The organism is Niastella koreensis GR20-10, from assembly GCF_000246855.1.
GTDB lineage: Bacteria > Bacteroidota > Bacteroidia > Chitinophagales > Chitinophagaceae > Niastella > Niastella koreensis.
Genome location: NC_016609.1, coordinates 3386813 through 3399950 on the forward strand (window position 1 = coordinate 3386813; position 13138 = coordinate 3399950).

At 45.1% G+C, this 13138-nt stretch carries 10 protein-coding genes; 2 read left to right on the plus strand and 8 right to left on the minus strand.

What is annotated here, in order from left to right; all coding sequences use genetic code 11:
* Positions 1-6: 6 nt before the first annotated feature.
* Positions 7-1368, plus strand: coding sequence for a RagB/SusD family nutrient uptake outer membrane protein (locus tag NIAKO_RS13415; protein ID WP_049815516.1), 1362 nt, complete (start codon positions 7-9; stop codon positions 1366-1368).
* 18 nt (positions 1369-1386) lie between these two features.
* On the opposite strand, the gene NIAKO_RS13420 is transcribed toward NIAKO_RS13415, so the two are convergent.
* On the minus strand, positions 1387-1722 hold the full coding sequence (locus NIAKO_RS13420; RefSeq protein ID WP_014218979.1) for a hypothetical protein: 336 nt from the start codon (positions 1720-1722) through the stop codon (positions 1387-1389).
* A gap of 372 nt (positions 1723-2094) precedes the next feature.
* Here NIAKO_RS13420 and NIAKO_RS13425 point away from each other — a divergent pair, with 372 nt between their 5' ends.
* Positions 2095-2781 carry an alpha/beta fold hydrolase gene (locus NIAKO_RS13425; RefSeq protein WP_014218981.1) on the plus strand — a complete coding sequence of 229 codons (687 nt, stop codon included), beginning with the start codon at positions 2095-2097 and terminating at the stop codon, positions 2779-2781.
* 199 nt (positions 2782-2980) lie between these two features.
* Here the strand turns inward: NIAKO_RS13425 and NIAKO_RS36685 are convergent, their stop codons facing one another.
* The 7 genes from NIAKO_RS36685 to NIAKO_RS13460 all read right to left on the minus strand — a co-directional run bounded on the left by NIAKO_RS36685 (position 2981) and on the right by NIAKO_RS13460 (position 12627).
* Positions 2981-4456 carry a hybrid sensor histidine kinase/response regulator gene (locus tag NIAKO_RS36685; protein WP_014218982.1) on the minus strand — a complete coding sequence of 492 codons (1476 nt, stop codon included), beginning with the start codon at positions 4454-4456 and terminating at the stop codon, positions 2981-2983.
* A gap of 3 nt (positions 4457-4459) precedes the next feature.
* A complete protein-coding gene (locus tag NIAKO_RS13435; RefSeq protein WP_014218983.1) occupies positions 4460-4915 on the minus strand; it encodes a response regulator in 456 nt (151 codons plus the stop codon).
* Between the two features lie 18 nt (positions 4916-4933).
* Positions 4934-6430, minus strand: coding sequence for a response regulator (locus NIAKO_RS13440; protein ID WP_014218984.1), 1497 nt, complete (start codon positions 6428-6430; stop codon positions 4934-4936).
* 5 nt (positions 6431-6435) lie between these two features.
* Positions 6436-7020, minus strand: coding sequence for a chemotaxis protein CheB (locus NIAKO_RS13445; protein ID WP_014218985.1), 585 nt, complete (start codon positions 7018-7020; stop codon positions 6436-6438).
* A 10-nt stretch (positions 7021-7030) separates the two neighbouring features.
* Positions 7031-7843, minus strand: a complete 813-nt coding sequence (locus NIAKO_RS13450) for a CheR family methyltransferase (protein ID WP_014218986.1) — start codon at positions 7841-7843, stop codon at positions 7031-7033.
* A 20-nt stretch (positions 7844-7863) separates the two neighbouring features.
* Positions 7864-11907, minus strand: a complete 4044-nt coding sequence (locus NIAKO_RS13455; RefSeq protein ID WP_014218987.1) for a response regulator — start codon at positions 11905-11907, stop codon at positions 7864-7866.
* Between the two features lie 435 nt (positions 11908-12342).
* Positions 12343-12627 (minus strand): glycoside hydrolase family 95-like protein, encoded by a 285-nt coding sequence (locus tag NIAKO_RS13460; RefSeq protein ID WP_133055354.1) that lies wholly within the window; start codon positions 12625-12627, stop codon positions 12343-12345.
* Positions 12628-13138 lie beyond the last annotated feature (511 nt).

Sequence of the window (13138 nt, forward strand, 5' to 3'; positions counted from 1 at the left end):
GCAGGATTGTCTTGTAATAAATTACTGGATGCAGGATCGCCTTCCAATAAAGTGATCACGTCACAGGTATATGCCAGTGATTCCCTGGCGCAAGCGGCCCTCATCGGGATCTATTTTAAGTTCATGGAAAACTTTGGTCCCAATAATGGCTGGACAACCCGGTTTCCCAGTTTAACTGCCGATGATCTAAATCGTACCAGTGTACTTGATCAGGATACCCCTTTTCTAACTAATACACTCGCTTCGGATAACACTACGGTGTTACAAATCTGGAATACCACCTATGCTTATATATACCAATGTAATGACCTGATCACAGGATTAACAGGCAACCATTCCATCACGCCAGCCTTACGGGACCAACTACAAGGCGAAGCTTATTTCCTGAGAGCCTTTAATTATTTTTACCTGGTTAATTTATATGGTGATGTTCCGTTGGTTTTAACTACAGATTATACCAAAAGCGCCACCACACCCAGAACTCCAGTGGATGATGTATATGATCAAATGATTAATGACCTGAATAAAGCGCAGGACCTTTTAACCAATACCTATGCCACCACACCCGATTTCCCATCGGCCAGGGTGCGGGTAAACAGGCAGGCGGTCAAAGCCTTGCTGGCCAGAATTTATTTGTACCGCGAGCAATGGGCCGAGGCAGCAGCTGCATCAACTGAAGTGATCTCATCCGGCATTTATCAACTGGAGAGCGATTTACAGCAAACTTTCAAATATAATAGCCGGGAGGCTATTCTGCAATTTATGCCAGTGAGCAATGCCTATAATACTGCAGAAGGAAGTTTTTTTATACCTGTACTATCAACCATCAGGCCGGCATTTGTTGTGAGCGATACGCTGTTAAAATATATGGAGGCGGGCGATTTGCGGCAGGCATGGATTAGAACCGCGACGGTGAGTGGTAAGCAATACAAGTCGCCTTATAAATACAAACAAAATACGGCTACTACTCCGCGGGATGAATACAATATGGTACTGCGGTTGGCAGAACAATATTGTATTCGCGCGGAAGCTCGTGCCCGGTTAGATCAGCTGCCGGATGCGGTCAGCGATCTGAATACGATTAGGAAAAGAGCGGGGTTATCTGATCTACCCACTATATCAACACAAAACCAGGTGTTGGCTGCTGTAGAACAGGAATGCCGTACTGAGTTCTTTGCCGAATGGGGCCACCGTTGGTTCGATCTCAAACGTTGGCCGGCACGAGCTAATGACGGCAGAAAACGAATAGACGAGGTTATGAGCGCCTTACGGCCCGATACCTGGAATTCTACAGATGCCCTTTGGCCAATACCCGCATTTGAAAGGACACGTAATCGTACATTGTCCCAAAATCCCGGGTATGACTGATAAATTGTTAGCTACTCCCTAGTAGCGCAAATCGCTGTAAATAGTAGCATACAACCAGGGAACACCTATGCCATATTCAAATTCAACCAGATTCCCATAAGGAATATGAGAAAATGAATATCCGCCAAACACGGCACGTAATCTATCCATCTCATAAAAGATGTCACAATATGACCCGGTAGGGTTTGTGAGATCAGCGTCGGTAAACCAGATGTAAGGTGTATCCAGCCTATACGATGTGCTGAACGGTTGAACGAACGCCATTGTTTTTTTGGCATTCATCTCAGTACTATTATTAGCGCTTGCAGCAGTAAACGCGCATGCTAATACGAACACTGCGATCACTTTTTTCATAACTGATCAGGTTTTTATGGTGTTAACAATAAGAGACGATGTAAATGGGAAGTACACTGGAAGGGAAGTATGTATCTGCTACTAATCAGTACGTGAAACAGGTAACCAAGTCTTGCGCATCAGCTTGTGTAGCGAATAAACCCCCGGACAGAATAACAGAACCCCCATTAATATTAAACAACGCACTAATAAAATTGACAAAAAAAGCAACAAATTAGCGCTCCACATAAAAAGAACTCATAACAAAAAACCCCTTGGCTAACAGTTGTTAACAGGTTTTCATGGCTGGCTGATCTGTCTTATCATAGGTTATTATTACACACTTACACTTGCTATCTATTATCTATATTTGAAACTTATAATATCTCAACCATGCAACACCTCCTCTTACTCCATGGCGCCTTAGGCAGCAAAGACCAGTTTCAATCACTCATACCTTTATTGAAAGATACCTTCCAGGTACATACATTCAACTTACATGGTCATGGTGGGCATTCACTTCCTGAGTCATCTTTTTCTATTGAATTATTCAGTGAACAAGTTGCAAGATACATTCAAGATATGAATATTGGAAAGGCAAATGTATTTGGTTATAGTATGGGTGGATATATTGGTATGTATTTAGCTAAACAAATGCCGGATAAGGTCAACAAAATAGTAACTCTTGCAACAAAATTTTATTGGGATGAGAAAACTGCTTCGAAAGAAGTGAAGCATCTTGATGGTAAAATCATACAGGAAAAACTACCAGCCTTTGCGGAACAATTACAACAGCGCCATGCGCCCACCAACTGGTTAACCATTCTCGATAAAACCACTGAACTATTAATCAACCTGGGGAAAAACAATACCCTGCAACTAGAAGATTACACCAGTATTACAACACCCAGCGTGGTACTGCTCGGCGACCGCGATAAAATGGTTACCCTCGAAGAAACCCTGGCCGTATATAAGCAATTACCCAACGCCCAATTCGGCGTACTACCCGGTACACCTCATATTTTTGAGCAGGTAAATTTGTCGCTTTTGGCGTATCTGATAAAAGGGTTTATGAAATAAAAAAGCTGGTAGGATAACCTGTAAGGTTCGTCACAGGGTATTGCATAATCAGTAAGATTTATCGAACCTGACAGGTTATTATAAAAAAACAGACCTGTCAGGTCTGCTTAACTCACCGGTTCAGCAAATTATCGAAGCAGACTTTACAGGTCTTCCATATTTATTTCCCATTTATCCCAATAATCTCAACAATACCGGTTCAGACTACTTCCTTACTCATCTTAGGCACATGCACCTTTAACGTGCACCCATGCCCCTTGGAGGAAATCACTTCCAGTTTGCCATCGAACAGCTCTATACGGCTGAGGATGTTGCTGAGCCCCACTCCTTTTCTTCTTTCCCTGGGGTCAAAACCTTTGCCGTCGTCCTGGATATTGAGATCGATAAAGTTGTTTTTTTCAAACAATTCGATATTTACTGTATGCGCCTGGGCGTGTTTTATAATATTATTGAACTGCTCCTGTACAATGCGGTACAACGCCAGCTGCTGCTGAGGCATAATATTACGCAGCTGTTCCTTTTCATACAGAAAGTTGATGGCGAATGGATTTACCACCCTGATATTTTCGATCAGGTCCTGTACGGAGTCGACGAGCCCGTTTTTATCCATGACCGGCGGCACTAATGATTTGGAGATCTTCCTGATCTCGTTAATAGCCAGCTGCAGATTCCTGATGCTGCGTTCCGTCAGTTCTTCCTGCAGGTCTTTTTCGTGCAGCGAGGCTTCCACATAAGCTTTTGTAACCGCCAGGATCTGGTTGATGTTATCATGCAATTCGCGGCCAATCTCGGCGCGTTCGCGCTCCTGCCCTTCTATAGAGGCCCTTACCAGCTTGCGCTGACTTTCCAGCCGCTCGCGGGCAATTTGCTCGGAGTAATCGGCCAGCTGCTTTTCGGCTTTTACTTTTTCAGTGATATCCTGGCAGGTGCCTATAAAGCTGATCCCATTCGCATCCTGGCGCTGGGAACCCCTGGCTTCGATGCATTTTTCAATACCGGTTTTACTGATAATCCGGAACTGGGCAACCTCGGTAGCGCCACTGGCAACCGCCTTTTCACGGGCCTGAAAAATACGGGACTTGTCATCCAGATGCACAAACTGCAGAAATATTTCAAAAGACAAAACCGCATCGATCTCCAGATCGAGGATCCGGTACAACTCATCTGAACAGGAGATCATTTCCCCATGCGAACTCAATTCCCAACTGCCTATTTTGGAGATCCGCTGTGCTTCGGCCAGTTGCCGCTGGCTGTTGCGCAGGTTTTGTTCTGCTATCAGTTTCTCCTGCCGTTCACTGGCTTCTTTTATGGCCCGTTTTATTTTGGGTAATACCGTGAACAGTTTGTCTTTTATGGAATAGTCGGTAACCCCGTTTTTGATCAATTCTACCGCATTTTCTTCACCAATAGTACCCGACACTATAATAAACGGCACATCCGGACAAAGCTGCTGCTTCAGGTGAAAAGCAGAAATGCCATCAAACCCCGGTAATGAATAATCAGATAAAATAACATCCGGTGTAAAATCGTTCAGGGCCTTAACAAATTCGTCTTTGGTGCCAACTATTGTTGGAGAAAACTCCAGGCCGCCCTTCTTTAATTCATACAGCAGCAATTCAAGATCGTTTTCATCGTGTTCGAGGATCAATAATTTAATTGGTTTCAGAGTTGCCATAACTTACGATTGATAGGGTTGATTTAATATTAACCAGTAAAGGCCCATGGTGCTTACAGCCTCTACGTATCCTTCAAATTCTACGGGTTTTACGATATAACTGTTTACGCCGAGCGCATAACTTTCCATTATATCTTTTTCTTCTTTTGACGAGGTTAGCAGTACAACCGGGATCATACAGGAACGTTTGTCCGATTTCAGCTTCCTGATCACATCCAGCCCGTCTACCTTAGGCATTTTCAGGTCCAGGATAATGAGCCGGGGCTGGTTGGCGGCATTGCGGCTCACATACGGTCCGTAACAGAAAACATACTGCAACAATTCTTCCCCATCCTTTACATGGATCAGGGAGTTTGACAGCCCTTGTTTGGCAAGGGCCCGGATGGTTAGCTCAGCATCGTCAGCATTATCTTCACATAGTACAATATCAATTTTTGAATTGTTTGCTGGTGAACTCATAGAAAAAGGGGTTATAGGTTATAGGTCGTTATAGGTCCTGGGTAATGAAAAGTAAAAAGTAGCGCCCTCATTGATCTTTCCTTCCGCCCACACTTTGCCGCCATGTTTAACAACTATCCGTTGTACAATGGCCAGTCCCACCCCGGTGCCTTCAAACTCATCATTGCCATGCAACCGTTGAAACACGCCGAATAATTTGTGCGCATACTGCATATCAAATCCGGCCCCGTTGTCTTTCACAAAATAAACAAACTCATCGTCCCTTGCTTCAGCACCTAATTCAATGACGGATTTTTCTTTTTTGGCGGAATATTTAATGGCATTGGAAATAAGATTGATGTAGACCTGCAACAAAAGCACCGGGTCGCCTTGCGTGCCGGGCAAACGATGTACGGTTATTTGTGTGCTGGCAGGTGCGGTTTGCTTCAATTCCGTTATAATCGGTTCTACCAGTTTGTTGAAATCGATAGGTACCCGCTTAACTTCCTTCCGGCCCATGCGGCTGAATGCCAGCAGGTCGTCGATGAGGGCGCCCATTTTTGTGGCGTTCTTCCTGATCACATTGAACATGCGTAAGGATTCGTCGTTAAATGATTGCGCATGGTCGTCCTGGATCATCTGGGCATAGCCATTGATACTGCGAAGGGGCGCCCGCAGGTCGTGCGACACGGAATACGAAAATGATTCCAGCTCTTTATTGGTCAGTTGCAGCTGGGCAATATTCCTTTCCAGGTTTAAGTTCAGTTGTTTTATTTCAAAATCGGCTTTCTTTTGCCGGGTGATGTCGCGGCCATTGGCAAACCATAAACTATGCTTATGCGCAATGTTCCAGCTAACATACCGGTGCTCACCGCTCTTCGTAAACATCAACACTTCAAAGGAAAACGAGGGCTGGTATACACAGGCAAGTTCCCTCACTTTTATCTGCCCTTCTTCGGATAAATAATCAAGCAGGGTAGCATTCTTCATTTCGGGCACCGTGTAGCCCAGCAGCGGGAAGGCCGCTTCGTTCACCTCTTCAAACCGGAAGGTATCGGCATTGATAATGCAAATAAGATCGGCGGAATTGTTAATGAGCAGGGCATAATTTTCCAGCGCCTGGTTCTTCTCCATCAGTTCGCGTTGCTGGCGGTGCAATTGCAACAGTACTGATACTTTCGCTTCGGTAACTTCGGGATTGAGTGGTTTGTACAGGTAATCGATGGCGCCTTCTTCAAACCCCTTCATTACAAACCGGTGCTCTTTTAATTCGGCAGTAACAAAGATGATGGGCGTTTCGCTGGTACGCTTGTTCGATTTCAGGATCTGCGCCACCTCAAACCCGTCCATCCCGGGCATTTGCACATCGAGGATAATCAGGTCAATTTCCTGGTTCAGGGCCACTTTCAGGGCCTCGTTGCCGTTGGTGGCGCTGATGAGGTTACGCCCCGGCTGGCCCAGGATCTGTTCCAGCGCATAAATATTGTTTACCTTATCGTCTACGATCAATATATGGTCCTCCGCCTGTTTTACCATATGTCTTAATTTTTCATAGTGTCCAATAAATATTGCCCAATGGCCTCGGGGTCCAACACCTGTTGCACAGAACCGGTACGGATGGCAGCCTTTGGCATCTCCGGATAATCCGCTGTTTCAGGCGCCTGGGCAATGGTAGTTCCGCCCATACCGGCGATCTTTTTTATGCCATGCGATCCGTCTTTATTCGCCCCGGTAAGGACAATGGCCAGCAGTCTTTCTTTATATACATCCGCCGCTGTTTCAAACAACACATCTATCGAAGGGCGGCTGTAATTCACCGGTGCATCGCAGCTTAATGAAAAAGTGCCGTCCCGTTCAATCAGCAGGTGATAATCGGGCGGTGCAAAATAAACGGTGCCCGGTTTTATCGGTTCTTTTTCATCTGCCTGTTTTATTTTCACCTGGCACTTCTGCTGCAACACTTCTTCCAGTAAAGAGCGTTCATCGCGCGACCGGTGCTGTACCACTATTACCGGTTTGCTGAAATTTGCCGGTAACAGTTTCAAAATGCGGATCATTACATATAACCCGCCGGCCGAAGCTCCTATCACAATGGCGTCATACGATTTAATGGCTTCTATTTTCAATTTGACAAGGCTATTTCGTTCTCATGAATATTTTTTCCCGGTAATCAATTTCTTCAAAACACTTTTGCTTTTCCGAAAACAACAACGACTCTTTATTGCCCAGTCCTAAAAAGCCAAAAGGACAAAGGCTATCATAGAATAGGCTAATCACTTTGCTTTGCAGGCTCTGGTTAAAATAAATAAGCACATTGCGGCAAAGGATCAGCTGAAATTCGTTGAACGATTTATCCACTGCCAGGTTATGCACCGAAAAAACAATGTTCTGCCGCAACGATTTGTCCCACAACACCGAATTGTACTTTGCTTTATAATAATCAGAAAACGAATTTTTGCCGCCGGCCTTCAAATAGTTTTCCGTATAACTTTTCATATTACTGATAGAAGAAATGCCATCACGCGCTTTTTGCAGGGCGTCCTGGTTAATGTCGGTAGCATAGATCACCGTTCTTTCCAGCAATCCTTCTTCCCTGAACAGGATGGCCATGGAATACACTTCTTCCCCCGTACTGCAACCCGCTATCCATACTTTTATGAACGGGTAGGTAGCCAGCCGGTTGATCACATTTTTTCGCAGGCTTTTATAAAAAAGCGGATCGCGAAACATCTCGGTCACATTCACCGTAATCTCCTGGATAAAATGTTCAAAGGCCGTTTCATCTTTCAGCACCATTTTACCCAGGTCTTTCAGGCTGGCGATCTTTTTATTTTCCATGAATGTGCTTATGCGCCGGATAACAGAAGCTTCTGCGTATTCGGTAAAATCGTACCCATACACAAACCGCACAGATTCCAGAAATTGCCTGTATTCCTCGTTAGCGATCATTCATACAATTTTAAACATGCCTATTTATAAAGCCATACCCGCATCAGCGACAGCAACTGTTCCATGTTCACCGGTTTGGAAACGTAATCGCTCATACCTGCTTCCAGGCATTTCTCCCGGTCGCCCTTCATGGCCTTTGCCGTTAATGCAATGATGGGCAGTTTATTAAACCTGTTCATTTTACGAATGGCCATGGTTGCTTCAAACCCATCCATTTCAGGCATCATGATATCCATGAGTACGATATCGGTATCGGGTTGTTTTTCCAGCATCTCTATGGCTACCCTGCCATTCTCCGCCACCACACACTTCATACCTTCTTCTTCCAGCACATTGGTGAGCGAGTAAATATTGCGCATGTCGTCGTCTACGATCAGCACTTTTTTATTTTTCAACACTTCTTCGGTACGGTGCAGTTTGCGAATGATCTGCTGTTTGTCTTTTGGCAGCCTGGCTTCCACCCGGTGCAGGAACAGGGCGGTTTCATCCAGCAATCGTTCCTGTGAATCGGTGGTTTTCAACACTACCGTATCGGCCAGATTTTCCAGTTGCCGCGCTTCTTCCTTGTTCATATCCCGGCCGGTATATATAATGATCGGGATCCTGTTCAGCTGTTCACTTTCCTTTATTTTTTCCATCAGTTCAAAACCAGTCATATCCGGCAGGCCAAGATCGATGATAATACAATCGAATTGCTCGCTTTGTAACATGTTGTACGCTTCCTGTCCGGTTAAGGCGGAATAAGATTTTATATCCCCATTGCCAATAAGCTCGCGGATGGCCTTATTTTGTGCCGGATCGTCTTCCACCACCAGCAGTTTTTTCAGTTTGCGGTTTATAAAATCCTGAATACGGTCAAAAGCGCCATGAACGCCCTCCTGGGTAAGCGGTTTGCGAATAAAGTCAAATGCCCCCAGTTCAAGGCCTTCCTTGCGCCGATCGTACCCCGACATGATCTGTACGGGGATGTGCCGCAGCTCCGGGTCGTTTTTTAACAACTTCAATACTTCGGAACCATCCAGCACCGGCAGCTTCATATCCAGGATTATCGCGTCAGGGTGGTAGTACCGCGCCAGGCTCAAACCTGTATTGCCCTGATGGGCTAAAATGCCTTTATAACCTTTGTTCCGCGCAATATCCAGCAACGCCTTCGCAAACGCTACATCATCTTCAATGATCAGAATGGTTTTATCATTATCCTTCAGGTGATAACGATCGTCATCTGCATCCTGGTCAGGTGCAGGCACATGCGGTGGTATAACCGGTAATTCTGTTCTGGCGGCTGGCTTGCGTATTTCTATGTTCTTTTCTCCTTTGATCACATTGGCAGTATCGAATTTCAAAGGCAGATACAAGGTAAAAGTGCTGCCCTTTCCTGCTGAGCTTTCCAGATGTATTTCCCCGCCCAGGGCACCTGCCAGTTCCCGGCTGATAGACAGTCCCAAACCGGTGCCGCCATACTTTCTTTTGTTTGAACCGTCGGCCTGCTGGAACGCTTCAAAAATAATACCCTGCTTACTTTCGGGGATTCCAATACCCGTGTCACTGACTGAAAATACCACCACCTCGGGCAAACGCCTCAGTTTTTCATTGCGCAGTAACGCTTCGGGGCGTTGTACATCGATGCGAACATCTATTTTGCCATCCCGGTCGGTAAACTTAAAGGCATTGGACAACAGGTTCCTCAGGATCTGTTCCAGCCGTTGTTTATCGGTTTGTAAAGCCGAAGGGAACCGTTTTTCGTCACAAAGAATATTGAATTCGATGTTCTTGTTTTTCGCCACTTCGGTGAACGTTTGTTTAAGGCTGTAAACCAGCTCATTTACCGGCACCTCGTTGATTTCGATCTCAATTTTGCCCGCTTCCACTTTCGACAGATCGAGTATTTCGTTGATCAGCGTTAACAGGTCGGAACCGGAATTGTAAATATTCCTGGCGAATTCGATGTCTTTGGGGGAGAGTGATTTGCTCTTGTTTTCCGTTAATAATTGCGACAGGATCAGGATGCTGTTGAGCGGCGTGCGTAATTCGTGCGACATATTGGCCAGGAATTCCGATTTATATTTACTGGTCGTCTCCAGCTCGCGGGCCTTGTTCTCTACATCCATTTTGGCCAGCTCCAGTTTTTCTTTTTGTTCTTCCAGCAAATTGGCCTTTTCTTCCAGCTCTTCATTGGTTTGCTGCAGTTCTTCCTGCTGGGCACGCAACTCGGCTTCAGAACGTTCCAGCATACCGGTTTGCACATTCAATTGTTCATTGGTTTGTTTCAGTTCTTCCTGCTGCGCCTCCAGCTCTTCACTCTGGCGCTGGGTTTCTTCCAGCAGGTCTTTTTGCAGGGCCCTGGCCTGTGAGGAATTAAACGCAATGCCAATACTTTCTGAAACGATCTTTAACAGCTGCAGGTCAAGGTCGGTGATCTCGTGCACCGTGCCAATTTCTATTACGCCTTTTACGTAGCTGTTGAACATAAATGGATACACCAGGATGTTTCTAGGCGTTATCTGTCCCAGGCCCGAATTTATTTTTACATAATCTTCCGGAATTTCAGTGAAGATGATGGGCTTTTTTTCTTTAGCCGCCTGCCCTACCAGGCCTTCACCCATTTGAAAGATATCCGGATTTCCTTTCCGGTGCGACCAGGCATAACTGCCTGCCAGTACCAACTCATCGTTCTCCGCCACATAAATGGCGCCCACCTGTGCTCTGAAGTAGGGCGTCAACATATTGATCACTTCCCCGGCAATGTCCGCTACTACTTTATCACCTCTCAGGATATTATTCAACTCAGCAGCGCCGGTCAGTATCCAGGTGCGCATTTCATTCTCCTGCGATAATTTTTGCAGGTTTCGCTTCATGTTCTTCAAGGCCTTGCTCAACAGGTCGGCCTCGCTGCGCACTTTTATTACAGGCGTATAATCACCCCGGGCTATCGTTTCTGCTACCAGGGTATATTCCCGCGACACCTCCACCATCCTGTTAAATGAAGCAGCCAGGCTGCCTATTTCATCTTTGGTTTGTGCAGGCAGTACAATTTCTGTTTCTCCCATGGCAATGCGATCGGCAGCCGTTTTTATAACCGCCAGTGAACTAACTATGGAACGTATTACATAAAACAACAGCAGGGAAATAAGCGCGATCACAATAAGTACTATAATGATGCCCCTCAGCAATGCGTCCGAAATAGCGAGCTGTTTTTCTTCTGCCAGTTGCCTGGTTTCAAAGGTGGAGCGGTCTTCCAAACCCTTTAACGCAGCTAAAAAGGAGGAAATATTTATCCGCCAGGTATCAATGGGAATGCGGGCTGCCATACCTGGGTTATTATAAACGGAATCGATCAGCATTTTTACCCTCAATACAGCAGGATTGTTCATGCGTAAATTAAACTCAGCAGCCTGTGCCGGACTGGCATTCTTCAGGTAACGGTCAAGATTCATTTCATACTTTCCTTTCAGGCTGGCAAAATCTGCAAACTCATTTTTCACAAAGCCATTTTGCAGGATGGCAATATGCAGGCGCATCCGTAATTGCCCTAAATATCCCTGTCCTTTTAATAATAGCAAATGCGATTCTATCTGATTCCTGATCTCATCATCGTGCGCCCGGCGATAAGTAGCATTTACGTCGTCTATAAGGCGGGTGGTTATCATGGCATAGGCCTTGCCCATGCTGTCAAGGTCTGTGGTTAACTCGTTTATACCGTTGCGAATGACCGGTAAATCATCCAGCATGGTCATCTGCTTGTTATTCTTTTGCTTAATCAGAAGCTGGGTAAGCGCCGTAATCATTTTATCGGTAGTCAATCGCTGATTGTACAATTCATTTTTTTCCAGTTTGCCTCCGCTGGCTAAATAACTGATCGAAAAGCCACGTTCTTCCTGAATGCTGTAAATGATGTCCGAAACTTTCTCAATTTCCATTACATCATTGTACACGTGTTTAATATTATGTTGTTTGGAGATCTTATCAGATACATCGGTGGCTAGAAAGTACAGCAATGCCGCCAGGGGCACGAGGGATACAAGCAACAATTTGTTCCTGATAGACAGGTTCTGGATAAACATCATAGCAATAGCGATTAACAGCAGTAGTACGCTTGTATTTACTGCGGGGTATAGAAATTGCTACCTACAGAACCTTACCTGTTACCAATTACACTGGTTATTTCATATTACTACCAGTGTTGAGCCAAATTTCTTGTCAGGAATCTTTAAACCGGGTGTACTAATCTAATAAGGAACATCAAATTACGGAAAATATGATTACAAATATAAATATTAGCCGCTGAACGCTAAACGCTTAATGTTTAACGCAAAAAAAGCCGATGGCTAAAGGCAGCCGATGTTGAATTGGTGGAGAAACGAATATTATGAGCATTCCCGAGCTGCGGGTTGTAGCGTTCAGCGTTCAGCGTTTAGCATTCAGCCTTAAGCTAAAAAGGCCTCCCGACTGATCGGGAGGCCTCTCTTTTTCTACATAAACCTAATCTTCAAACACAAGTTTTACGGTTTCGCCAGGGCGCATATTAACGCGAATGGTACCGCCGGTCGTATTTGAATTTTTATTATTTTTTTGATCTGTACATTTTTCGCTGACATTGTTTTTTTGATTACGAAGCTGTGTGCAGCAGTTGCGGTAATGGTCACTTCGCGAACCTGCCGGTCGCTCCATTTTGCGGGCACCTGTGCCCCACCCGGTACGCACAAACCGGCAAATTGTCCGGTTTTCCATGCCCGTGGTAATGCTGGTAAAAATTCTATCGTACTATCCACGCTTTGTACCTGCATTTCTGCATCGTGGCATGTAAGGTAATTTCACGGAAGATAAGCAACAAGCGTCAAACGTGAAATGTAAAACGGCAGGGGGTTGCTGTTGTATGAATCTGTATGAATCTGTCATCCCTATGGATAGAAATATCAGGGCCCGTTTTCCATTTCACGTTTGACGATGCTGCCCGAAAACATAACCGCCCCCGTATTGTACCCCAACGGTTGCAACCAGGCGGTTTGTTTTCAGTGCAATTTTTGATCCTTAGTTTTCAGTTCCTCCTAGTAAAAGATGGCTACCCGTATACAAAGTTTATCAAACCAAACACCACTGTCCTTTTGTTATATTAGTTTTTAATCAACTGCAAGTATCCCGGAATCGACGAACGTATTTTCATTCACACCCGATAATAATACATGGCCCTTATCGTATAACCCACATCGAAACCGTTTTCGTTATTTACCGGCTGTTGTTCTTAGGAGTGTGAAAATAATAGCGTTTTGTAATACGTAGGGTATCGGTTTGTCTAAA